Source organism: Lysinibacillus parviboronicapiens, from assembly GCF_003049575.1.
Lineage (GTDB): Bacteria > Bacillota > Bacilli > Bacillales_A > Planococcaceae > Lysinibacillus > Lysinibacillus parviboronicapiens.
In genome coordinates this window covers 48,761-72,019 of sequence record NZ_PYWI01000003.1, presented here as the reverse complement: position 1 = coordinate 72,019, position 23,259 = coordinate 48,761, and the positions used below count along the sequence as shown (strand labels likewise).

Below are 23,259 nucleotides of genomic sequence, written 5' to 3'. Positions count from 1 at the left end.
ATGTTAGTCCTCCTGTTCAGCTTCAATCATTTTCATGAAGCCTGTGATTTCGATAATTATAGAACGACGTAGTTCTTGGAAATTTTTAGCGAATAATTCTAGACCTTCCCGTTGATAAATACGCATTGGATCCTCTTGTTGGTAATGGCGTAAGCCGATACCTTCTTTTAAATGAGCCATTGCTTCTAAATGTTTCACCCAGCCACTATCCAAATAGCTAAGCATTACTTGGGGAATAACTGCCATAACACGGTCATTTTTAGCGAATTTTTCCATTTTTGCGGTTAGCTCATCAACTGGCTCTTGTAGTGAATCTAGTATAGGAATTACTTTTCCTACTTCTCTATCAATTGTGACGGGAGATAGGAAAAGACTATTTAAAGATCGCTCCATCCCATCATAATCCCATTCTACAGAAGGCAATTCATCTGGCGCTGCATCTCGTACCGCAAAATCAACAGTTTCGTAAAACATTTGCTTCAATTGTTCTAATAAATCTTCACCAGCTAAAATTTTGTCACGTAGCCCATAAATTACTGTACGTTGATCATTGATGACATCATCTAATTTTAAATTGTATTCTCGCATGCCGTATTGTGAGCCTTCAACGATGCGTTGTGTGCGATCAATAAGCTCTTGTACATCTTTGTTTTGGATGACATCATTTTCATCGGTAATCATTTTTGCAGAGAACTTTTCAACGTCTTCTTTTGCGTAGCGACGGAACATATCATCTTCAATAGAGAGAATAAAGCAGCTTTCACCGATATCGCCTTGACGACCTGAACGACCGCGAAGCTGATTGTCCACTCGGCGGCTTTCATGTTTTTCAGTACCGATGACATATAGACCACCAAGTGCATGCACATCTTCACCTAGCACGATATCTGTACCACGTCCAGCCATATTTGTTGCTACTGTAATACGTCCTTTTTGACCTGCTCCAGAGATAAGTTCTACTTCTTGTTCAACTGTTTTTGCATTTAATAACTGGAACTTTAATCCTTCTTTTTTTAAATAATCTGCCACAGTTTCAGATTGTAGAATAGAAGTCGTCCCAATTAAAATAGGCTGGCCTTTTTCATGTCGACGTTTAGCCTCTGCGGCAACGTGTTTATATTTAGCCTCTTGTGTTTTGAAAATCATGTCAGGTTGATCGACACGTTGACGTGGACGGTTTGTTGGAATTTGAATAACTTCCATACCGTACACTTCTCGAATTTCCTTTTCCTGTGTTTTCGCCGTACCCGTCATCCCAGAAAGCTTCGGATACATGCGGAAATAGTTTTGAATCGTAATTTGTGCTTGTGCTTTGTTTTCTTCAGTAATGGTTACACCTTCTTTAGCCTCAATCGCTTGGTGCAAGCCATCCGAAAGTGAACGACCTTCTAAAATACGACCTGTGAACATATCGACAAGTTCAATTTTGTCATCTTTAACGATGTAGTCAACGTCGCGCTTGAACATAACGTGAGCACGAACAGCTTGGATAACATAGTGATAAAGTGTTTGGTGTTCAAGGTCATATAGATTATCAACATTGAAGGCAGCTTCTACCTTTTCAATACCTTTATCTGTTAAAGATGTAGCTTTTGTTTCATCGTCAAAATCATAGTCTTCTTCTTCTTTGAAGCGTTTAGCTAGCATGGATGCAATGCGGTGTAGTTCATCGTTCGCAGGCATTTTACCAGCAATAATTAGTGGTGTTTTTGCTTCATCGATTAGTACGCTATCCACTTCATCAATAATTGCGAAGTGGTAGGCACGTTGAACTTTATCAGCCAGGCTATGTGCCATGTTATCACGCAAGTAGTCGAAACCAAATTCTGTACCGACACCGTATGTAATATCTGCGTTGTAGGCTTGTTTTTTTGCTTCCGGCTCCATCATTGGCACGTTTAGGCCAACCGTTAGGCCAAGGAAACGATGTATTTGTCCAACAAGCTCAAAGTCACGCTTGGCAAGATAATCATTTACTGTAATAACGTGAACACCTTTGCCTTCTAATGCACGTACATACGATGGAAGTGAAGCGACAAGCGTTTTCCCTTCACCTGTAGGCATTTCGGCAATATTTCCTTCAGTTAGTACAAGACCACCAATAAGTTGTACATCAAAATGACGCATACCTAATACACGTTTTGAGGCTTCGCGTACGACAGCAAATGCGTCTGGGATGATTGATGTAATTGGTTCACCTTGTTCTAAACGATCCTTGAAAATAAAAGTCATTTCTTTTAATTCATCATCTGACTTGTTGACATAATTTTCTTCAAGATTATTAATCTGCGCTACTATTTTATAATAGCGTTTTAATTGACGAGCACTTGTTTGCTCGTTAGTACGTTTAAAAATTGAGAACATGAATTTACGCTCCTTTAAAGTTGTCTAAATGCTAGACACTTCATTATTCTATCAAATTTTACGAATGGTGACTACATTTGACATAAAGCATACGGACATAATAATAGGGAAATATGTCATTTGTGAAATGGTGGAAAATAAATAGAAAAAGTATATTTCACTGCTTGTTCGTGCTATAATCAAAATGGTTGAAAATGTAGATTATTTTTTTTGAGGAGGAGAGACATGCTTTACGTGTCTTTAATAGCAACGTTTGTTGCTTCCATTTTGTTAACTCCACTAGTTAAACGTTTAGCGTTCAGAATAGGTGCTGTTGACGCGCCGAACTATCGAAAAGTACATGCAAAAATTATGCCGAGACTTGGCGGATTGGCAATTTTCCTTGCGTTTTTAATTGGAGTGGCTATGCTATATCCGTTTTTAATAAACGCACTACCTAGGTTGAAGATTAGTGAATATGGTTTAATTGCAATTATTATCGGAGCTGCCATTATCGTAGCTACAGGTGTTGTTGATGATATGCGTGAAATATCAGCAAAAGCGAAAATGCTTGGCCAACTGATTGCTGCACTGATTGTTATCTTTGTTGGCGGTATTCAAATTGACTATATTAACCTACCATTTATTGGCGAATTGGATTTTGGCTTCTTAAGTATTCCTTTAACGATCCTGTGGATTGTTGGTATCACCAACGCCATTAATTTAATTGATGGTCTAGATGGTCTAGCTGCAGGTGTTTCATCGATTGCCCTTATTACATTAGCTGGTATGGCCATTATTATGAACAATATGTTTGTATTAGCGATTGCAGCCATTTTAGCTGCAGCAACAATTGGCTTCCTATTTTATAATTTCCATCCGGCGAAAATTTTTATGGGCGATACTGGCGCATTATTCCTTGGTTTTATGATATCGGTATTAGCATTACTAGGTTTTAAAAACGTCACATTTATTTCGTTAATTATCCCAGTTATTATGCTAGGTGTTCCAATTTCTGATACATTCTTTGCCATTGTTCGTCGTGTGCGTATGAAGAAAAAATGGTCAGATCCAGATAAATCCCATCTACATCATCGATTATTGGACATGGGTTTTACGCATCGTCAAACAGTACTCATTATTTATGGCATTGCCATGATGTTTGGGTTAGCTGCTATCATCTTCTCGATGGCAAAATTATGGGGTGCTATTTTACTCATCGCAGTTATTTTAACGGCCATTGAAATTTTTGTTGAAGTCATCGGACTTGCAGGTAAAAACTATAAACCGCTCTTAAATTTTGTGCGGATATTTAATAAATAAAAACGCAGAAAGCAATCTTGCACATAGTGTAGGATTGCTTTTTTTGTGGTTCGGGTAGCCAGTTAGACGTTTTAGGGACTCAGAATGGATCTCAGGAAAAGGAGCTAAATCAGATGGACAAGCAAACAGCTCAGGTGAAGGGAGCAAGCGCTCAGGTAACCAAGAGAACCGCTCAGCGGCAAGGAACGACCGCTCAGGTAATCAAGAGAACTGGGGTTAGTATAAATAATGGACACGTTAAAATGAGCGTATGTATGATAGTCATAATTACATTAGAGGACGTGTCCACTATGAATAAAAGACCGACACCAGAGTATAGAGCGTATGTTGTCAAGCTAGTAGTAGAAGAAGGTCGTAAAGCGACTCAATTAGCTTTTGAATTAGGTATTGGAGAATCAACTATCCGTCGTTGGGTAAAAGAGTATCGGGAGCAAAAAGCAGCCGAAACACAAGGGATCCAATATGTCACACCGACAGAGTTCAAGCGAATGCAAAACGATTATGACAAGAGATTGCGTGCCCTCGAGGAGGAAAATGCCATCTTAAAAAAGGCGATGCACATCTTTGCGAAAAACCGGCCGTAATCTATGCGTTATTCAAGCACATATAGATGAATTTACAATTGTAAAGATGTGTGAAGTTCTATGTGTCTCCAAAAGTGGCTATTATAACTGGCTTCAGAAACAAGTAGCTCCTCTGACAGAAAGAGAAGAACAAGAAATACAAATAGCTCAAAAAGTGTATCAATCTTTCCATGAAAGTTATAGGACTTATGGTAGTCCACGTATCCATAAGGATTTACAGAATGCAGGGTACGAATTATCTCAAAAGAAAGTAGCGAATACTATGCGTGAACTGGGTTTATACGCTGTAATGCCAAAACAGTATCAACAAACAACAGATTCTAATCATAGCCATTTCGTTTATCCAAACTTAGTAAGGCGTCAATTCAATATAGAAGCGCCCAACCAAGTGTGGGTGGCGGATATTACCTATATTCGTACAATGGAGGGCTGGCTTTATTTAGCGAGTATTATGGATCTTTATTCCAGAAAAATAATTGGTTGGTCGATTGCGGATCATATGAAGGAGGAGCTGGTGTTAGAAGCACTGGAGAATGCCTTAACGACAAGAAAACCACCAGCAGGTTGTGTGCATCATTCAGATCGAGGTGTGCAATATTGTTCAACTAGATATATCAATCGATTAAAGGAACACAACATGAAGATAAGTATGAGTAAAAAAGGAGATCCGTATGATAATGCATGTATAGAATCCTTCCACTCAAGCATGAAAAAAGAGTGCGTTTATCGCCAACGCTTCCAAACAAAACGGGACGCCAAAAAAGCCATTCAGGACTATATTGTCCATTTTTATAATGAAAAGAGACGTCATTCCACACTAGATTATGTATCACCCAATCAGTATGAACGTATAAATGCCAAAAAAGATAAATCTGTACGCTCATTATCCGCTTAAAGGTCTTTCTATCTCCGGGCTCCAATTTGGAGGGTGTCGATAGAAAGAGCAGACCAACCAAGGGGCGGTAGGAAGGATACGCTCGATTTTTTGTGTCCATTTTATTGACGTAAGACCAATATCGCTCAATGAGCCAGGGCAAACACTTCAAGTAGTAGACCGCAGAAAAAAGAATGACAGCAATCAAAACATTAAAAAGCCTTTCCGCCATCGAGATTGATGTTGGAAAGGCTTTGGATGTTTATTGTACTGTTGAAGGGTTGTCTTCGGCAGCTGCGCTATCTTTACCAGTATTACCGCTTGTTAGGCTGGATGAAGAACTATTTAAGTTGAGATGGTTTTTCAGTGTATTTGTTACTTCATCTACTGATTCTTGATTTAATTGATAGTAGTAGACGCCTGTAGACATATCATCCGCACCATCTAGCGTTAACGAGTCTATGCGCGGCATACCTTGTGTTAAATACGATAAGAACGATTTCATTTCACTAAATGTCATATCAGTCTTCATATTATCACCGATTGCTTTAATAACATCATCATATTTAGAAATGGCACCCACTGACGCCACTTGTTTAATAATCGCCGATAAAATTTCTTGTTGACGTTTACCACGTTCGATATCATTGTCTTGCTTACGTGTACGAGCAAGTGCTAGTGCTTCACTACCGTTCAAATGTTGTAAGCCAGGCTGAAGGTTGATTGTATTGCGATCGAATTCATCCTTCTCATGTAAAGCATATGGCACCTCAACTTCGACGCCACCTAATGCATCAACGACATCAATAAAGGCATTGAAATTCATACGTACATAGTAGTCGATTGGTATATCGAATAGACCTTCGACCGTTTCGATTGTTGATAATGTACCACCTAATGCATGTGCATGTGTAATTTTATCTTTATAGCCTACTGAAGGAATATTAACATAAGAATCACGTGGGATACTTAGCATTTTAATGGTCTTTGTTTTATTGTTTAAAGTTGCTAAAATGAGCGCATCTGAACGCGAGTTTTCGGAACCTTGGCCACGATTTTCACTATCATCAACACCAACAAATAAAATGGAAACATTATCATGCACCGGTTTTACTTTTTCTTCACGTAGTGTAGAAACTTCACGGCCTTCTAATACCTCATGCGCTGAGTCTGCCGCATGTTCAGCTTGCTTCGTGATATAGACACCGTAAGCAGTGACACAAATTAGTAAACTAGCAACGAGCAGTAAAGCCACTTTGATCATTAAGGAAGCTTTAGACGACCTCTTTTTCTTTTTATAATTGTTTCTTTTCATAATTTATATATTCTCCTCTAAATTTTGGGAATAATGAAGCGTTTAATATAACTTGAGTTCTACTGTAATACATTGGGGACAACGCGAAAAAATTTATTCAGCTAAGCCTTTAGTGGATGCCACATAAGTTTATTGTTAGTACAAGCGACATGGCAAATTAATAAGAGCTAAAACTAATCGCAAGTTTGCGTCTATGTGATAATTACTAACTGGGTTATATCACGTTACATAAAACTAGTTCGAAATTACGCTTATCTTATGACTATAAAATAGCTCAATATTAAAATTATACTATGGATATTCAGTGTTCGACAATTAAAACTATTTTATTTCACAACAGATTCGATAAATTGTGCATTCTCGAATGTAATATTTGCTTGACCGTTAGTAATTTCTGTTACCCACTTTCGGAACGAATCTTCTTGCTCTTTTAGCACAGAAACGATGATGTCGACACCTTCTTGGTAACGAATTTCTTCTAATGTATAGGAAGAACTGCGAATCTCGTTTTCTACTTTTCCTAGCCATGTGTAGTCGATGGCAATTTTCATAATATGATGTAACTTGCGTTCGACAACTTGTGCAGCTAGTAAGCCTTCAGTTGTAGCTTTTCCATAGGCACGAATAAGACCGCCGCCGCCTAGCTTTATGCCACCGAAGTAGCGTGTAACGACAACGACCGTATCTTTCAAGCCTTGCTTTTTTAATACTTCTAACATTGGGACGCCAGCTGTGCCACTAGGTTCCCCGTCATCATTCGCCTTTTGAATATGATCATGCTCCCCGATTATATAGGCTGAGCAATTATGTGTGGCATTATGATGTAGTTTTTTTATACGTTCAATAAAAGTAATTGCATCCTCTTCTGTCTCTGCACGTTCTATATAAGTGAGGAAGCGTGATTTAGAAATAATAATTTCGCTTTCTCCATATCCTTTAACAGTTAAATAGTTTTCTCTCATATGTGTCATTCTCCTTCCAAATAGGGTTATATTCTATAATTTTCATTAAGAAAAAGCATTAAATTTTATGATTGTGATGCTATAATAGGTGTAGACTTATGAAAATTGGTCTTTCAAAATAGTATGTAATCATAAGGACATTAGACTGGAGAGTACACAATGTTTTCAAATGATACCTTCGATTTAGAGTCGCTTGATGACGTATTTAATCGAATGTTGGATACAATAATGAGCTCCAAAGATGATATTTTCATTATAAGCGAACAAAGTCGTTTAAGCTTCGAAGATATGCAAAAAGAGCTAGAAATTGTACGAAAACAAATATCAGTTGTCATCGATGAAGGCGATGCTTTAGAAAAAAGTACGCAGCTTGCAAAGCAAAGACTTGTGTTAGTGAGTAAAGCATTTGATAATTATACCGAAGAACAAGTTAGAGATGCATACGAAACGGCACATGATTTTCAAGTGAAGCTATCAGTCATTAAAACACAAGAAAAGCAACTACGCGACAAAAGAGATGACTTAGAGAGAAGATTAAGAGGATTACTCGATACGATTGAACGTGCTGATCATATTGTCAATCAAGTGAATGTCGTTTTAAATTATTTAACATCTGATTTAAAAAATGTTGGATTAGCGCTTGAACAAGCAAAAATGAAGCAAGATTTTGGAATCCGTATAATCGCTGCACAAGAAGAGGAGCGTAAACGGTTATCAAGGGAAATTCATGATGGCCCTGCTCAAATGTTGGCAAATGTATTAATGCGCACAGATTTAATTGAGAGAACGTATCGTGAAAAGGGCATTGAAAATGCTTTGGCAGAAATAGCTGATTTAAAGAAAACGGTGCGTAATGCATTATCTGAAGTGCGTCGTATTATTTACGATTTACGACCAATGGCGCTCGATGATTTGGGGATTATTCCGACATTAAAGAAATATTTGTCGACAGTGACTGAATATAATCCAGGTGTCGAAATTCATTTCCAATCAAGAAGCACTGAACAACGTATTCCTTCAAACTATGAAGTATCCATTTTCCGATTAGTGCAAGAATGTGTAACCAACGCCATGAAGCACGGGAAATGTAAGGATATATGGGTTAAGCTAGAATGGTTGAGCAATGCGGTAAATATCGTCGTCAAAGATGATGGCGTAGGATTTGATCCACGCGGCGTCAAAGACCATTCATTTGGTATATTAGGCATGCGTGAACGAATTGAAATATTAGATGGTACAATCTCAATTGATAGTGAGATAAATCGAGGCACAACGGTCCTATTTAAAATTCCGTTAGAAGTAGAGTGAAGCAATTTGTTGCAGAAATTTAGGGGGTAAAAGACTTATGACGAAGATTATTATTGTAGACGATCACCAGCTATTCCGTGAAGGGGTAAAACGTATTTTAGATTTTGAAGATACGTTTGATGTAGTTGCTGAAGGTGACGATGGCACAGATGTTGTAAATTTATATGCAGAAAATCAACCAGATGTGGTATTAATGGATATTAATATGCCAGGTAGAAATGGTGTAGAAGCAACGGCAGACTTAATTTCAGAATTTCCAGATGCAAAAGTAATTATGTTATCCATCCATGATGATGAAACTTACGTTACACATGCATTGAAATCAGGTGCGCTTGGTTATATGTTAAAAGAAATGGATGCTGATGAAATTGTCGAAGCAATTAAAGTAGTGGCGAACGGCGGTTCTTACCTCCATCCAAAAGTAACAAAAAATTTAGTAGCAGAATTCCGTCGTCTTTCTGAGCATGAAAACAAGGGTAACTTCCATCAAACAGAAATTCGCCGTCCATTCCATCTATTAACAAAACGTGAATGTGAAGTATTGCAACTACTGACTGATGGACAATCAAACCGTACAATTGGTGAGACGTTGTTTATTTCGGAAAAAACTGTTAAAAACCACGTTTCAAGCATTTTACAAAAAATGAACGTAAATGACCGTACACAAGCTGTTGTAACAGCTATCAAAAACGGCTGGGTTGAAGTTCGATAATTGTATAGCAATAACAATAAAAGCTGTTTTTAAAAGCTACTTTAAAGATGAAGTAGTTTTTAAAGCAGTTTTTTTACATTCAGCAAATATGTCTGAAGGCATAAAGCCTCCGAACGCAATTTTTGCTAGAGGCATAATTGATTGTGCAACATTTTAGAGCTTATAGCGTCATAAGAAAGATGTAACAACTAAAAGTTGAAAATGCGCAACAAAATTCCTACGAAAGCATTTATATGCTACAATATTGCGCGGGAGGTTTTATGATGTTAAAGAAAAGTTTTCTAGCAGTTTTAACCTTATTCGTGTTGACTGCCTGTGGTAATAAAGATGACGATTTAAGTGTGGAAGAGCGCGACCAAGTCATTGAGGACGGTACAGTAGGCTTTGAAATGATGGGAGAAGACATAGAAAAGGCTGAAAACGTGCCAGCAGAAGACGAAAGAGCAATTATAGCGGCATTTGATGAATATATTGCAGCTCTAAATGCGGAAGAAATAAATCGTTATATGCAAACAATATCGAAAGACCCAAAAGGTTTTAATTATGATGAAGAGAAAACGTATGCAACTGACGTTTTCAACCAATTTGATATTAAGCGTGACGTGGCAAATGTAACGATCGCGAAATATGATGAAAAAGAAGCGCAAGTTTTCGCTAACATGACAATGCACTCTCTACAGCTTGAGACGAAAGTTGAACATGAAAGCGCTGGGCGTCAGGTAACAGTTTTCGTCAAAGAGGATGAAGATTGGAAGGTAACAAGCGTCTTTTATATTGGAGACGACACAAAATCAAGCACGGGTAAATAGAACAAGGGGAATTTAATTCCCTTTAGCATACATAGGTAATGAATGTGAAATTTCGGTTTTATTCGACAAAGTTTCTTGTTGAATAAAGTTAAACCTCTAGTAAATGTCACAAATTTTGAGTGGTGTGAAGTGTACAAGCCAAATCAAAGTCTGAACAAGATTAGAGGTAAAATTGATTTCACATTCATTTCTTTTTACTGTAAACTATGGAACATAGGAGAGTGGACATCGATGAGGACGGCAATCGTTACAGACAGTACTGCATATATTACGCCTGAGGAACGTGCACGCTTAAACATTCGTATGATTCCGTTAAGTGTAAATATCGCAGGTGAATTATTTGCAGAAGAAATTGATATTACTGCATCTGAATTTTATGATAAAGTACGTGGTGCAAAGGAATTCCCAAAAACAACGCAGCCGCCGGTAGGAGAGTTTGCGTCACTCTTTGAACAACTGGCAAAAGATTATGACGAGGTAGTATCCATACACTTATCGAGTGGCATAAGTGGTACATATCAAGGCGCAGTCCAAGCAGGCGAAATGGTGGATAACATTGATGTGTACTCATTTGATAGCGAGATTTCTTGCGCTGTCCAAGGGTTTTATGTATTACGCGCAGCAGAAATGGCTGCAGAGGGCTTTTCAGCAAAGGACATACTTGCGGCATTAGCGGACATGCAGCAGTATATTCGTGCTTACTTCATTGTAGATGACTTAGCGCACTTACAACGTGGAGGGCGTCTGTCTGCAGCAGCAGCCTTAATTGGTGGCTTATTACAAGTGAAACCAGTTCTACATTTTGTGGACAAGGTAATTGTACCATTTGAAAAAATTCGCACACGCAAAAAGGCCCTAAAGCGTGCCGAAGAATTGCTAGCTCAAGATGCTAGCAAGTACGAGGCAATGGATGCTGCAGTCATTCACGGCAATTGTCAAACAGAAGCCGAAGAATGGATGGCCCAGCTTGCTGCAAGCTACCCGAACGTAAACTTTAAATTAAGCTATTTCGGCCCAGTTATCGGCACTCACTTAGGTGAAGGTGCAATGGGGCTCGGCTGGACCAAAAAATAACGTTTATATGTAAACAGTCTCTACAGATTATTGTAGGGACTGTTTTTTGTTTGGATCGCAGACAATGCTGATAGGATGACGACCACCGCTGGTAGCAGAGAGAATCGCCAGTGGAAAGGTGAAAATTGCTGATAATATAACAAGAATCGTCACTATAATAGCGAACATCGCCGGTAACAATGTAGGAACCGCTGATAAAATCGACAATCAACGATAACAACTGAAATACTGATAGAAAGATAATTACAAGGTGAAAGGAGCTAAATAATATGAAATACAAAGGATGGTTATTACCACCTGCATTACGAGATTTTCATGAGGGACGCATTTGGCTAAGAGAGCATTCACCAATTGCAGAACAAGATCTAAACCAGGCAATCGAACGAAACTACTTTAATATAATAGAAGGTATTCAACAAACACCTCATTTAAAATGCAATCGATGTCATAATGACAATCCCCAGCAATTTACAACGTTCGACTGTTCAAAATGTCGGCAGCTATGTGTTTATTGTAGACATTGCCTTGCTATGGGCAGAGTTAGTAGTTGTACACAATTAGTAGTTTGGAGGGGTCCACGCGCAATAAGGCCAACAAGGCATTTATTAGCATGGACAGGACAATTTACCGAACTTCAACAGCAGGCTACAGATGAAATGCTAGAAAGTGTAAAAGTCAAACGATCGCATTTAGTACATGCCGTGTGTGGAGCTGGTAAAACGGAGTTACTTTTTCCAGTTGTCCATTTTGCATTGCAAGAAGGCTTACGGGTATGTATTGCGACGCCGCGAACAGATGTGGTGTTAGAATTATTTCCTCGCTTTCACAAAGTTTTCCCACGAACGACTATCCATGCATTATATGGGGGCGCTCCTCAGCAACAAGGTTACGCCCAGCTTATCATGGCAACTACCCATCAGCTATACCGTTTTGAGCAGGCTTTTGATGTCATGATTGTCGATGAAGCTGATGCATTTCCCTATATATTTGATGAAACATTAAAAAGAGCTGTGCACAAAGCTAAAACAGCCGAGGCGCCGATACTTTTTGTCACAGCAACCCCATCGCAAAAGTTACTGAATCAGTACCAAAACAGTAGCTATTCTTTTATTCCGAAGCGCTATCATAATCATCCATTACCTGTACCGCGCTATAGTTCGTTATGGGGTTATGAAAAAAAGCTGAAAAAAGGAGTAATTCCGTTGAAGCTGAAAAAGTGGACAGAGGATCGTCTTACGCAAAAAGAGCCATTCCTAATTTTTTTACCAAAAGTGGAGTTAGTAGATATAGCTGTATCAATTTTTCAAGCATTACATTCGGATATATTAGCGGTACATGCTGAGGATCCTGAACGAAAAGAAAAGGTACTCAAGCTACGCAATGAAGAAATTCCTGGATTATTAACGACGACCATTTTAGAAAGAGGTATTACCATAAAAAATGTTCAGGTTGCTGTTGTCGGGGCAGAATCTTCTATTTATACGTCAAGCGCACTGATTCAAATAGCAGGTCGTGTTGGGCGAAATATAGCTTTTGCAGACGGCGATGTTGTATTTTTTCATCACGGCATTACAGTGGAAATGGATGAGGCACGAGCTAAGATACAATACAACAATAAGATAGGATTCTCACTATGAATAAAAAGGAAACACATTGCTTACTATGTGCTCAGCTTCTGCAATCAGAACCTTCATGGAAAACACTTTTAACCAAACAATTCCCCCCATGCATATGCAAGAAATGTGCATCTCGATTCGAACATGCCCCGTCCCCTACAGCATTGTACCAATATAATGACGCCATGAAAGACTATTTGCATCAATATAAATTCCTTCAAGACGTGGCGCTGGCCAAAGTATTTCGTCAGGAGCTACAGGATCAATTCAAACATGAAAAATCGCCTATTATCCCAATACCGATGCATCCCTTAAAACAAAAAGAGCGTACCTTTTCCCATATGGAGGAACTACTAAAAGCCGCAAAGATTCCCTATATTCAACTATTAGAAAAAACAACGGCCGAAACACAAAGCTCGAAAAATAGAGAGGAACGATTACAAACGGCGTCACTTTTTCAGTTATTACCTAGCGTAACTGTAGCGTATAAAGAATATGTCCTTTTTGACGATATACAAACTACAGGAACTACATTACGACATGCCACAGAAATTCTACTACAAGCTGGTGCCAAAAATGTTCGTAGTTTCACGTTAATTAATGGATGAAAATGAAAAAGCATCATGTATAATAGATAGAGCAAATTGTATAGTATAATTTAGCCAATTTATCCCGCAGTAACGGTCAATAAGACGCCTACTTTCAGTGGAAAGATTAGAGGGGCGATCAACTGACCGTAAAAGCCCGATTGATTCAACTAACAATCAGTGGGGATGAAGAACCCCCCCACTGATTGAAGTTTCACTTTATCCCGCAGTAACGGTCAGTAAGACGCCCACCTTTAGTGGGAAGAGTAGGCGATCAATCAACTAACCGTAAAAACCTGATTGATTCAACTAACAATCAGTGAGGGATGAAGGACACCCCCACTGAATCTGACTGAAGTTTCACTTTATATAATGATTATCATGCAAGAGGAGGAAGAGTAGATGGCAGAGGTTCGCAATTGTCCAAAATGTAATGAATTTTTTAATTATATAGGGGTAAGAGAAGTTTGTCATAAATGCGCTCAATCTGAAGAAGAATTATATCAAATCGTTTATCGCTTTTTGCGTAAACGGGAAAACCGGGCAGCAACTGTTGAGCGTATTGTGGAAGCTACAGGAGCAGAAGAAGAACTATTATATAGATGGGTTCGAAAAGGTCGTTTACAACCTGCGATGTTCCCAAACTTAGGTTATCCATGTGATAACTGTGGTCATTTAACGACAACGGGAAAACTCTGTACAAAATGCCAGAACGAATTAAAGTCAGATCTTCGCACATTTGATGCGGCAAAGGAATTCCGTGATGGTGTTGCACAACGTGACCGTGTAACATATCATTCTGATCGCAAAAGATGAAGACGGAGGAGACGAACTTTAACTATGTGTAGCAAAAGCTTCTCTCACTATAGTTGATAAAAATACAGTTTTAATAGCTCACTCTTCAACTAAAGACACCATTTTGCTGTTACCAGTTCGAGTAGTGAACTGTGTCAAAAGTAAAAATAGTATGCTAGGAGTACTCCCCTAGGCATACTATTTTTACTTTAAGGTAAAAAATAACACGACACCCGGAAGGAAACGTAAACAAGTTACGGGGCTCATGCACAGAAAACTTAGCGGGATTTTTACCCATATAAAAAGATGGTATTTATTATTTAAGATATTTTTTAGATAGCACCTTCTCTTTTTTTATGTTTGAAACTTAACATTGTGTGAGAAAGTCCGAAATAATAGGAAGATAAGCTTTTTAGATAAGGGGGGCAGACATGAAAATTACATCTTATGGTGTGAATGCGGTAAACGCCTATAAAAATCAAGTGCGCAATGTAAAAGCAGGTGACAACAAAGCATCTTTCGCCGATAAAATTGAAATTTCAAAAACAGCGCAGGAAATGCAAGGTGTATCAACATATAGCGCCGAGCGTGCGGAGCGCGTGCAACAATTAAAAGCAGATATTGCTTCTGGTGATTACAAAGTAAATGCACGCCAAGTTGCAGAAGATATGCTGAAATATTATCGTTTCTAGGGAATAACAGAAAGGGTGTTTAGCAATATGTCTGTAGAAGCGATTTGTTCTACATTAACAAAGCTAGAAAGAATGCATAAAAGCTTACTTGAACTAGCTTTTAAAAAAACTGAAATCATTAAATCCGGCAATATCGAAGCACTGGACCAAATGCTCAAGGATGAGCAGGCACATGTAGCGGCCATCGATAAGCTCGAGCAACAGCGTCAAATACAGGTAACGGACTACCTTGAAGCAAAAGGATTTGCTTCTACTGACAAAATGACTGTCGCTGATGTCATCGAGGCTGCTGAACAACAAACTGAAAAAGACACACTCTCATCAGTGCGCAATCGATTAATGCTAATCATAGAAGACTTACGTAAACAAAATGATTTAAATCAAAAGCTAGTGTTTCAATCACTACAATTTGTCAACCTGACACTAGATACACTACGTCCGCGTCCTGAGCAAATGAACTACTCGGGCAGTGAGGTACGCGGCACAAATACAGTGGCCAAAAAATCATATTTCGATTCGCAAGCATAGGTTTTTACGCCTGCGCAATGATTAATACTATGCTTGCTTATTTTTGTCATGAACCAATTAGAGGAGGAAATTCACATGCGTTCTACATTTATGGGTTTAGAAGCAAGTAAACGTGGTTTATTCACACAGCAAACAGCGTTATATACAACAGGACACAATATATCGAATGCCAACACGCTTGGCTATTCTCGTCAACGAGTTAATATGCAAGCAACACCAGGTTTCCCAACAGCCGGCTTAAACCAACCTATTTATCCAGGACATCTTGGGACAGGGGTAGAAGCGGGATCAATTCAACGCATTCGTGATGAATTTATTGATCGTCAATTCCGCCAAGAAACAAATAAGTTTGGCTATTGGGAATCGAGAACAAAAGCCATTTCTCAAATGGAAGATATTATGAGTGAACCTTCTGAATTTGGTTTAGATAAAGCATTTGAGCAGTTTTGGAAGGGACTAGAAGACGTTGGTTCAAAGCCAGCAGATGCGGCTTCACGTAAGGTTGCCATTAGACGTGCTGAACATTTAGCTGAATCATTTAATTATATGGATACACAGTTAAAAATGATTCAAGGTAACTTAGGTAAAGAGATTGACGTTTCTACTACTCAGATTAATACGATACTTAAACAAATTGCAGCCCTTAATAAACAAATTCAAGAGGTTGAGCCGAATGGTCATGTTCCAAATGACTTATACGATGTACGTGATGTTTTAGTAGACAAGTTAAATGAGTATATCCCAGTGTCTATTGAGCGCATGCCTTCTGGCGGAAAAGCCTCAGATGTAGCTGAGGGTAGTCTGAAAATTACTTTTAAAGGTGCTGACGGTGTTGTAAGAGATTTAGTGGATGGAAAAGATTTTGCTCAATTCACTGTCATGGGGACAAATGGTCAGGTTACAGGGGATGATATTACAAATATTTTCTCTGAAATGCAGTTAACAGGTGTAGAATCTTTAGAGGCACATGAAGCAGGTACTGTAAATAGTACACAACAAGCGATTAAACAAGAAGACTTCGAAGCTTCGAAAGGGAAATTATTATCTTTAATTAATTCCTACGGCTACCAAAGTGCAAATGGTGATATTAAGGGCTATTATCCAGAAACGTTAAAAAAGTTAGACCAATTAGCCGATGCATTTATCAAAGAATTCAATGCACTTCATGCACAAGGCTATACGCTTGAAGAAAAGGACTCAGCAGGAAATATTATAAATCCATCAGCTAACGGTGGTCAGTTCTTTGAAGGTAGTGGTGCAGGCGGTATTAAAGTAACTGACGCCATTTCAAATAATCCAAATCTTATCGCCGCAGCTTCAGGTGCAGCAGAAGAAGGTGATGGTAAGCATGCGTTCGAGCTTGCCAATATGCAACATAAACTGTTTGCGGATATTGGTAATGCTACTATGCAAACATTTTATCAAGGGGTTATTGGACAGATTGGTGTAGATGGTGAGGAAGCACTGCGTTTATTTTCAAGTTTTGAATCACAACGTCTTATGGTTTCAAATAGCCGTGACGCCATGAGCGCAGTATCTCTAGATGAAGAAATGACGAATATGATTACCTTCCAACAAGCCTATAATGCCAATGCACGTATGATTACTGTTGTTGATGAAACGTTAGACAAGATTATCAACGGTATGGGTCGTGTAGGGCTATAAGATTTATTTTTTAATATAGTATTAGTGAATCGGAGACACACCTCTCCAACTTAAAGAAGGGGGTTTTTGCAAGATGCGTGTAACACAATCAATGCTTTCAAATAATATGTTACGAAATTTAAACAACAGTTATGGTAAGATGTCCAAACTACAAGATCAAATAAACTCAGGCTCTAAAATTACTCGACCGTCAGATGATCCTGTAATCGCAGTAAAGGGGATGGGCTATCGCCGTGATTTAGCTAAAGTTGAGCAATATTCTCGAAATATGATCACGGCAAATAGCTGGTTAGATTCAACAGATGAATCACTTAATCAGGTTGGCGAACAAATGAAACGTGTTCGTGAACTAGTTATTCAAGCTGCAAATGATACAAATACACCAGAAGAACGTGAAAAAATTAAAATGGAGATTGACCAAATCCGTCAGCAACTTCAGGATGTGGCAAACACAAACGTAGCAGGTAGCTATCTTTTTAGTGGAACGAATACAAATCAACCATTATTTACGCCAGCGGCCGGTGGTGGAAAAGAGATTAATCCAGCGCTTAACGGTGCGAATAATTCTGTAAACATAGAAGTTTATGATGGTATTCAAATCCAAGTGAATACACCTGGGAAGGATCTATTTAAAAGTATAGATGATTTGATGGGGAAAATTTCTACTGTGCTAGGCGATCCAACCAAAACTGGCGCAGAAATTGGAGATACACTTGGTGGTGTTACATCGTCAAGCACTGATGATGACATTACAACTATGCATAACAAAGTGCTTGAAGCACAGGCTGATGTCGGTGCACGTCAAAACCGTGTAGAGATTATGGAAAATCGTCTTGGTATACGTGAGGTCAATGTAACGAAGCAATTGCGAGATAACGAGTCTGTTGATTATTCAAAAGCTATTACTGAAATGGTCACACATGAATCAATTCATCAGGCTGCTTTATCGGTGGGTTCTAAAATTATTCAACAAACATTAGTTGACTTTATCAGATAATTATTCAAAAGCGTTTGGACATTTGTTCAGACGCTTTTCTTGAAAGGAGAGGAGTAAATGAGACTCCCACAAATTCAAATTCGTACGACCGATGCGCAAAGGGATCTTGATATTTCCAAACCGAAGCAGTACATTAAACAACCCAGAGCAACGCAACATATCGAACAGCCAGCAGCAATTCTTGAAATACATACGACGCGTGGTGCGCTTCGTATTGATTCTTCACAGGCAAGACGGGACTTAGGTTTAATAGGTCCACTTGAATCAAGTGCCAATTATGCACAAAAAGGTAAACAAGAGGCTCTACAAGGGATGGCACGTAGAGCAAGAGAGGGACGTCAAATGATGGAAAGCGCCGGTAAAGACCAAGGACGTGCAACTATCCAAAATATCGCGAAACAAAATCACGGTCCCCATCGCGTCCAATTCAACATTAAATTTGTGCCATCAATTGGCTCAGTAAAAATTGATTATACACCAGGTACAACTGATATCAATATTCAAAGAAGAGAACCAAAAATTGACGCAAAAGTGAACAAACCAATTCATGAATACACACCTGGAAAAGTAACTGGTACAATGGTACAAAGACCATCTGTTCAAACTGACGTGATTGTATAAAGGAGCACATTAACAATATGAAAATCATAACGAAATTTTTAGGAGAAGTAGAAATAACGAACGAGGATGTTATAACATTTCCAGAAGGTATTCCAGGTTTTCCGGATGTTACGAAGTTTGTGTTATTACCTCTTGATCAAGACTTACCACTTGCGCTATTACAAGGTACTGAAAATCCTGAACTCGGTTTCATTGTCGCTTACCCATTTGTTTTCAAACCTGATTATGCATTTGATCTTTCAATGGAAGATAGCGAAGTTCTCGCTGTAGAGCATGAAGAGGACCTTGTTACATATTCAATCGTGACATTAAAAGAAAAATTAAGTGACTCTACAATGAATCTACTTGCACCAGTTGTCATTAATATGAAGAAGAAAGTGGGCAAGCAGATTATATTAAGTGACAGTAAGGCTTATCCGTTACGCTTTTCGCTAAGTGCTCTTGAAGGAAGTGTTAAATAATGCTTGTACTTTCAAGGAAAAAGAACGAATCAATAATGATAGGTGACCATGTAGAGGTGAAAATTCTATCGGTTGAAGGCGACCAAGTGAAGCTCGGCATTGTGGCCCCGAAAACAGTAACGGTTCATCGTGCAGAAGTATTCGAAGCAATTCAACAACAAAACAAGGAAGCGTTAAACGTAGCTTCAAACTTATTAGAACAATTAAAGAGAAAATAAAATCTGAGCCTATAATCTCTTTTGAGTAATAGGCGTTTTTGTTTTTCTTTTAAGACTTGCTTTTCAAGAGCTCTTATAAGAATTGAAAAGTAAGTTTTTATTTTTTCTTGAAAATAAATAAAATTTCGCTAAAAACTATTAAACATTTCTATATAGGTACGATATAGATAGTGTAAGGCAGTGGAAGTACATAATACGACCAAAGCCAACAGCATTCCACAAGGATGTGGAATGACAAAAAAACATTCAGGGAGGAATTCCAAATGAGAATTCAACATAACATTTCAGCTTTAAACACACACCGTAACTTAGGCTTCAACAACGCACAATCTGCAAAAAACCTTGAGAAATTATCTTCTGGTTACAAAATCAACCGTGCTGGCGATGACGCTGCTGGTTTAGCAATCTCAGAAAAAATGCGTGGACAAATCCGCGGTCTTGACATGGCAACTAAAAATGCTCAAGATTCAGTTTCTTTAATCCAAACAGCTGAGGGTGCACTTAACGAAACACACGCAATCCTACAACGTATGCGTGAATTAGCAGTACAATCTGCAAACGATACAAACGTTACTGGTGACCGTAAAGCACTTCAATTAGAAATCGAATCTTTATCAAAAGAAATCACTCGTATATCTACTGATACTGAATTCAATACACAAAAGTTATTAAATGGTGATTTTGGTGCTACTATTGAGAATGCGGGATCAGCTACAGATGCTGGTGGTAAAGTATTCCACATTGGAGCAAACTCTGGTCAAAATATTAACTTAAGTATCGGTAATATGGGTGCTACAGCTCTAGGAGTCGACGCAATTGCAGGTAGTGCGGCTGAATTGGCAGCAAATGCTAGTAAAGGTGCTGGTATCAACATCACAACTCAAGAAAGTGCTGATAATTCAATTTCAATTATTGACAAAGCATTAACAAAAGTATCTGAAACACGTGCATCTCTAGGTGCTGTACAAAACCGTCTAGAGCACACTATTAACAATTTAGGTACAACTTCTGAAAACTTAACAGCTGCAGAATCACGTATCCGTGACACTGATATGGCTAAAGAGATGATGAACTTCACGAAGAACAATATCTTAACACAAGCTGCACAATCTATGCTTGCGCAAGCAAACCAACAACCACAAGGCGTTCTTCAATTATTACAATAATTGATAACTTTAACCCTGTTTCTTAAAAAAGAAACAGGGTTTTTTTGTATGCTTTGAAAACCCCCTGCTGTGCAGGGGGTTCCGGAAAGCTTTTAGCTATGGACAATAAAAAAACTCCGATCGTACAATAAAGTCAGGTCTGGTCAACCGACTTCGTACGAAAGGAGCCTCCAAAAATGGATAATAAGAGTTTAGCACATACAACATGGAATTGTAAGTATCACATTGTCTTCGCACCGAAATACAGAAGACAAGTAATTTAGTGTCAAATCAAGGCGGATGTAGGAAGAATTCTACGTCAGTTGTGTGAAAGAAAAGGTGTAGAAATTATTGAAGCAACAGCGTGTCCGGATCATATACATATGTTGGTGAGTATACCGCCGAAACTAAGTGTATCTTCGTTCATGGGCTATATAAAAGGGAAGAGTAGCTTAATGATTTTCGACCGACATGCCAATTTAAAATATCGATATGGAAATCGGCAATTTTGGTGTAGAGGATACTATGTGGATACAGTCGGTCGAAATCGGAAAGTGATTCAAGAGTATATCAAAAACCAATTACAGGAAGATATCCTACATGATCAAATGACAATGAAAGAATTCATTGACCCGTTCACGGCAGAAGAAATCAAGAGAAAGAAAAATAAGTAAGCCGCTTTAGCGGTTCGTGTGGAAACGAAGTGCGGTTGGCAGACCTTTCAGGATGTCTTTAGACATGGGCCAGTACCCCAGCGTTTCACGCGCAGAGCAAACCACCAGTTATACTGGTGGTTCTGATTTAATAAAAAAATCTACAAACTGAAATAAAGGTTATTGATTATTTATAATACTAGTCGATATATATAAAGAGGTGTACTTATGCAGAATCAATTTATTATTGAAACATTTGAAACAAAATTAGGGAATATGACGTTAAAAGTCAATGATTATTTTTTACATAGTAAATACAATCCTATAATAGAGGCAGATAGATTCGCAGAAAACCACTATGAACCACATCATATACATATCTTATTTGGGTATGGATTAGGCTATATTGTAGATAGTTTAAAAGAGAAATTTAAATATAATGAGCTGTTAATCATCATTGATCCTTTATTTGATGATTCTCTATTAGAGGTGCAAGCTGAACATAGTGAAAAAGGGCTAGATAAATTTTTGTATAATAGTAAGTATATTAATAAGTTAGACAATATAATAGATAATATTAAATCAGTAGATTTTCAAAATACCTTTAAAATTATCTGTTCACCAAACTATGAAAAATTATTTCCAGAGTTTTATTTGCAGATTTTAAAAAAGGTGAAAGATATACAAAAATCAAACATGGTCAATGAAGTTACAATTTTTAGTTATTCCGAAATATGGCAGAAAAACTTCAGTGAAAATCTGATTTCTTTGTTTGAAGATCGGAACCTAGTAAAATTAGAGCAAGCGTATTCATGTCCGGTTATTATTGCCTCGGGCGGTCCGTCTCTTACAAAGCAATTACCGTTACTAAAAAAAATTCAAGATAATGTCATAATTATTGCAGCCGGATCAACAATTAACTCTGTCCTTCATTATGGAATTGAACCTGACTATGTAGCTTCAATTGACGGAGCTGAAGAAAGTTATGATCAATTTAGGGAATTGGAATTAAATGGATCTAAGTTATTCTATTCAGTTTTTAATCATCCGGGAATTAGAAAGAAGTTTGGGAATAGAGGTTATGCCTTTACGGCTAACTCCGATAAAGCTATTCATCGTTATTTAACTGAAAAGATAGGTCTGAATTTACCTACCATAGTTGGTGGAGGTAGTATTGCACAGTATGCTTATAGTCTCGCACAATATATATCTAGTGGTCCAATTGCTTTAATTGGTCAAGATTTAGCTTATACGAATAATCAAACACATGCTGCCAATAACAAACAAGCTGAACGTATTGAAGAGAGTTGGAAGAAAAGTGACAACATGTTTACAGTAGATGGCTTTGATGGTGAGGCAGTTTGGACAAGCTCAGTGTTTAATTCTATGAGGATAACGTTCGAGCAAATGATTGAGAATTATCCTCCTAAAAATATTGTCTTCAATTGTACAGAGGGGGGAGTTCGATTGAAAGGCTTTGAACAAAAATCATTTAAGGATTTTTGTGAAGAATATGTTCAAGAAGAACTTCCGAAAAAAGTGAAAAGAATTGAAGATCATGCCTATAAAGTTTCTCAAGATGAATGGGAAAAATTGAAGGAATTGTTAGAAGCTGAGCTAGAAGATTACGTTCAAATAATAAAATATTTATCAAAGGGATTAACAGCGTTGGAAAACAATGGATCCAATACGGTTTTTAATAATAAAACGCTAAAAAAGCTGAATAAAGTGGATAAAGAAATTGCTAATCGTTTTTCAAAAGTGCAGATGGATTTTATTGTAACCCCAATTACCTTAGAGGTGTTAAAAGGTTTTTTAGAAAAAGAGAATGAAACAGCTACTGAAAAATATACTAGAGTATTTAATCAAACGAAGACACTCTATAGTAAATTGTTAGAGGCAACAAATAAATCAAAAATCTATACTGAAAATGTTGTTAAACGAATAGGTAATGAAAAATTAATAAAATGAAGAGTG

General features: G+C 37.9%; 22 protein-coding genes and 1 pseudogene. 20 read left to right on the top strand and 3 right to left on the bottom strand.

Features of this window, described 5'->3' with window-relative positions; genetic code table 11:
• Positions 1-3 precede the first annotated feature (3 nt).
• On the bottom strand, positions 4-2,364 hold the full coding sequence (secA2, locus tag C9J35_RS04665) for an accessory Sec system translocase SecA2 (protein WP_107923601.1): 2,361 nt from the start codon (positions 2,362-2,364) through the stop codon (positions 4-6).
• 225 nt (positions 2,365-2,589) lie between these two features.
• Between secA2 and C9J35_RS04660 the strand changes: the two genes are divergently transcribed.
• The 3 genes from C9J35_RS04660 (at position 2,590) to C9J35_RS04650 (ending at position 5,145) form a co-directional block, all read left to right on the top strand.
• Entirely contained in the window at positions 2,590-3,666 is a 1,077-nt protein-coding gene (locus tag C9J35_RS04660) for a glycosyltransferase family 4 protein (protein WP_107923600.1), read from the top strand.
• A gap of 290 nt (positions 3,667-3,956) precedes the next feature.
• Positions 3,957-4,250, top strand: a complete 294-nt coding sequence (locus tag C9J35_RS04655) for a transposase (protein WP_107923711.1) — start codon at positions 3,957-3,959, stop codon at positions 4,248-4,250.
• Entirely contained in the window at positions 4,231-5,145 is a 915-nt protein-coding gene (locus C9J35_RS04650; protein WP_107923599.1) for an IS3 family transposase, read from the top strand. The genes C9J35_RS04655 and C9J35_RS04650 overlap by 20 nt, the downstream gene beginning before the upstream one ends.
• A 241-nt stretch (positions 5,146-5,386) precedes the next feature.
• On the opposite strand, the gene C9J35_RS04645 is transcribed toward C9J35_RS04650, so the two are convergent.
• Both C9J35_RS04645 and C9J35_RS04640 read right to left on the bottom strand, forming a co-directional pair.
• Positions 5,387-6,439, bottom strand: a complete 1,053-nt coding sequence (locus C9J35_RS04645; protein WP_054767425.1) for an LCP family protein — start codon at positions 6,437-6,439, stop codon at positions 5,387-5,389.
• Positions 6,440-6,765: 326 nt separating this feature from the next.
• Positions 6,766-7,401 (bottom strand): YigZ family protein, encoded by a 636-nt coding sequence (locus C9J35_RS04640; RefSeq protein WP_107923598.1) that lies wholly within the window; start codon positions 7,399-7,401, stop codon positions 6,766-6,768.
• 159 nt (positions 7,402-7,560) lie between these two features.
• Between C9J35_RS04640 and C9J35_RS04635 the strand changes: the two genes are divergently transcribed.
• The 17 genes and pseudogenes from C9J35_RS04635 (at position 7,561) to C9J35_RS04555 (ending at position 23,253) form a co-directional block, all read left to right on the top strand.
• Positions 7,561-8,709 (top strand): sensor histidine kinase, encoded by a 1,149-nt coding sequence (locus tag C9J35_RS04635; RefSeq protein WP_107923597.1) that lies wholly within the window; start codon positions 7,561-7,563, stop codon positions 8,707-8,709.
• A gap of 37 nt (positions 8,710-8,746) precedes the next feature.
• Complete coding sequence (locus C9J35_RS04630) at positions 8,747-9,421, top strand: response regulator transcription factor (protein WP_107923596.1); 675 nt, start codon at positions 8,747-8,749, stop codon at positions 9,419-9,421.
• 260 nt (positions 9,422-9,681) lie between these two features.
• The gene (locus tag C9J35_RS04625; RefSeq protein ID WP_235616196.1) at positions 9,682-10,230 is read left to right on the top strand and encodes a DUF3225 domain-containing protein; all 549 of its coding nucleotides are present in this window, start codon (positions 9,682-9,684) and stop codon (positions 10,228-10,230) included.
• A gap of 231 nt (positions 10,231-10,461) precedes the next feature.
• Positions 10,462-11,304, top strand: a complete 843-nt coding sequence (locus C9J35_RS04620; RefSeq protein ID WP_107923595.1) for a DegV family protein — start codon at positions 10,462-10,464, stop codon at positions 11,302-11,304.
• 269 nt (positions 11,305-11,573) lie between these two features.
• On the top strand, positions 11,574-12,941 hold the full coding sequence (locus C9J35_RS04615) for an ATP-dependent helicase ComFA (protein ID WP_107923594.1): 1,368 nt from the start codon (positions 11,574-11,576) through the stop codon (positions 12,939-12,941).
• A 164-nt stretch (positions 12,942-13,105) separates the two neighbouring features.
• Positions 13,106-13,528, top strand: coding sequence for a ComF family protein (locus tag C9J35_RS04610; RefSeq protein WP_235616195.1), 423 nt, complete (start codon positions 13,106-13,108; stop codon positions 13,526-13,528).
• Positions 13,529-13,909: 381 nt separating this feature from the next.
• On the top strand, positions 13,910-14,323 hold the full coding sequence (locus tag C9J35_RS04605) for a TIGR03826 family flagellar region protein (protein ID WP_107923592.1): 414 nt from the start codon (positions 13,910-13,912) through the stop codon (positions 14,321-14,323).
• 410 nt (positions 14,324-14,733) lie between these two features.
• On the top strand, positions 14,734-14,994 hold the full coding sequence (gene flgM, locus C9J35_RS04600) for a flagellar biosynthesis anti-sigma factor FlgM (protein WP_054767427.1): 261 nt from the start codon (positions 14,734-14,736) through the stop codon (positions 14,992-14,994).
• Positions 14,995-15,021: 27 nt separating this feature from the next.
• Positions 15,022-15,522 (top strand): flagellar protein FlgN, encoded by a 501-nt coding sequence (locus C9J35_RS04595; protein WP_107923591.1) that lies wholly within the window; start codon positions 15,022-15,024, stop codon positions 15,520-15,522.
• Positions 15,523-15,597: 75 nt separating this feature from the next.
• Positions 15,598-17,187 (top strand): flagellar hook-associated protein FlgK, encoded by a 1,590-nt coding sequence (gene flgK / locus C9J35_RS04590; RefSeq protein ID WP_107923590.1) that lies wholly within the window; start codon positions 15,598-15,600, stop codon positions 17,185-17,187.
• Between the two features lie 73 nt (positions 17,188-17,260).
• On the top strand, positions 17,261-18,184 hold the full coding sequence (gene flgL, locus C9J35_RS04585) for a flagellar hook-associated protein FlgL (protein ID WP_107923589.1): 924 nt from the start codon (positions 17,261-17,263) through the stop codon (positions 18,182-18,184).
• A 57-nt stretch (positions 18,185-18,241) separates the two neighbouring features.
• Positions 18,242-18,805, top strand: a complete 564-nt coding sequence (locus C9J35_RS04580; RefSeq protein ID WP_107923588.1) for a DUF6470 family protein — start codon at positions 18,242-18,244, stop codon at positions 18,803-18,805.
• 17 nt (positions 18,806-18,822) lie between these two features.
• Positions 18,823-19,266: a flagellar assembly protein FliW gene (gene fliW, locus C9J35_RS04575; protein WP_054767428.1), complete on the top strand. Its 444-nt coding sequence runs from the start codon at positions 18,823-18,825 to the stop codon at positions 19,264-19,266.
• Positions 19,266-19,484 carry a carbon storage regulator CsrA gene (gene csrA / locus C9J35_RS04570; RefSeq protein WP_054767429.1) on the top strand — a complete coding sequence of 73 codons (219 nt, stop codon included), beginning with the start codon at positions 19,266-19,268 and terminating at the stop codon, positions 19,482-19,484. Before fliW ends, csrA begins: the two co-directional genes overlap by 1 nt.
• 263 nt (positions 19,485-19,747) lie before the next feature.
• Positions 19,748-20,650, top strand: coding sequence for a flagellin Hag (gene hag / locus C9J35_RS04565; RefSeq protein WP_025116723.1), 903 nt, complete (start codon positions 19,748-19,750; stop codon positions 20,648-20,650).
• 176 nt (positions 20,651-20,826) lie between these two features.
• Positions 20,827-21,303: pseudogene (gene tnpA, locus C9J35_RS04560) on the top strand (IS200/IS605 family transposase).
• A 207-nt stretch (positions 21,304-21,510) separates the two neighbouring features.
• Positions 21,511-23,253, top strand: coding sequence for a motility associated factor glycosyltransferase family protein (locus C9J35_RS04555; RefSeq protein WP_107923587.1), 1,743 nt, complete (start codon positions 21,511-21,513; stop codon positions 23,251-23,253).
• Positions 23,254-23,259 lie beyond the last annotated feature (6 nt).

Excerpts from the sequence above, each read along its gene's own strand:
- secA2 (WP_107923601.1), bottom strand. The coding sequence starts at position 2,364 with ATGTTCTCAATTTTTAAACGTACTAACGAGCAAACAAGTGCTCGTCAA.
- C9J35_RS04660 (WP_107923600.1), top strand. The coding sequence starts at position 2,590 with ATGCTTTACGTGTCTTTAATAGCAACGTTTGTTGCTTCCATTTTGTTA.
- C9J35_RS04655 (WP_107923711.1), top strand. The coding sequence starts at position 3,957 with ATGAATAAAAGACCGACACCAGAGTATAGAGCGTATGTTGTCAAGCTA.
- C9J35_RS04645 (WP_054767425.1), bottom strand. The coding sequence starts at position 6,439 with ATGAAAAGAAACAATTATAAAAAGAAAAAGAGGTCGTCTAAAGCTTCC.
- C9J35_RS04640 (WP_107923598.1), bottom strand. The coding sequence starts at position 7,401 with ATGAGAGAAAACTATTTAACTGTTAAAGGATATGGAGAAAGCGAAATT.
- C9J35_RS04635 (WP_107923597.1), top strand. The coding sequence starts at position 7,561 with ATGTTTTCAAATGATACCTTCGATTTAGAGTCGCTTGATGACGTATTT.
- C9J35_RS04630 (WP_107923596.1), top strand. The coding sequence starts at position 8,747 with ATGACGAAGATTATTATTGTAGACGATCACCAGCTATTCCGTGAAGGG.
- C9J35_RS04625 (WP_235616196.1), top strand. The coding sequence starts at position 9,682 with ATGATGTTAAAGAAAAGTTTTCTAGCAGTTTTAACCTTATTCGTGTTG.
- C9J35_RS04620 (WP_107923595.1), top strand. The coding sequence starts at position 10,462 with ATGAGGACGGCAATCGTTACAGACAGTACTGCATATATTACGCCTGAG.
- C9J35_RS04615 (WP_107923594.1), top strand. The coding sequence starts at position 11,574 with ATGAAATACAAAGGATGGTTATTACCACCTGCATTACGAGATTTTCAT.
- C9J35_RS04610 (WP_235616195.1), top strand. The coding sequence starts at position 13,106 with ATGAAAGACTATTTGCATCAATATAAATTCCTTCAAGACGTGGCGCTG.
- C9J35_RS04605 (WP_107923592.1), top strand. The coding sequence starts at position 13,910 with ATGGCAGAGGTTCGCAATTGTCCAAAATGTAATGAATTTTTTAATTAT.
- flgM (WP_054767427.1), top strand. The coding sequence starts at position 14,734 with ATGAAAATTACATCTTATGGTGTGAATGCGGTAAACGCCTATAAAAAT.
- C9J35_RS04595 (WP_107923591.1), top strand. The coding sequence starts at position 15,022 with ATGTCTGTAGAAGCGATTTGTTCTACATTAACAAAGCTAGAAAGAATG.
- flgK (WP_107923590.1), top strand. The coding sequence starts at position 15,598 with ATGCGTTCTACATTTATGGGTTTAGAAGCAAGTAAACGTGGTTTATTC.
- flgL (WP_107923589.1), top strand. The coding sequence starts at position 17,261 with ATGCGTGTAACACAATCAATGCTTTCAAATAATATGTTACGAAATTTA.
- C9J35_RS04580 (WP_107923588.1), top strand. The coding sequence starts at position 18,242 with ATGAGACTCCCACAAATTCAAATTCGTACGACCGATGCGCAAAGGGAT.
- fliW (WP_054767428.1), top strand. The coding sequence starts at position 18,823 with ATGAAAATCATAACGAAATTTTTAGGAGAAGTAGAAATAACGAACGAG.
- csrA (WP_054767429.1), top strand. The coding sequence starts at position 19,266 with ATGCTTGTACTTTCAAGGAAAAAGAACGAATCAATAATGATAGGTGAC.
- hag (WP_025116723.1), top strand. The coding sequence starts at position 19,748 with ATGAGAATTCAACATAACATTTCAGCTTTAAACACACACCGTAACTTA.
- C9J35_RS04555 (WP_107923587.1), top strand. The coding sequence starts at position 21,511 with ATGCAGAATCAATTTATTATTGAAACATTTGAAACAAAATTAGGGAAT.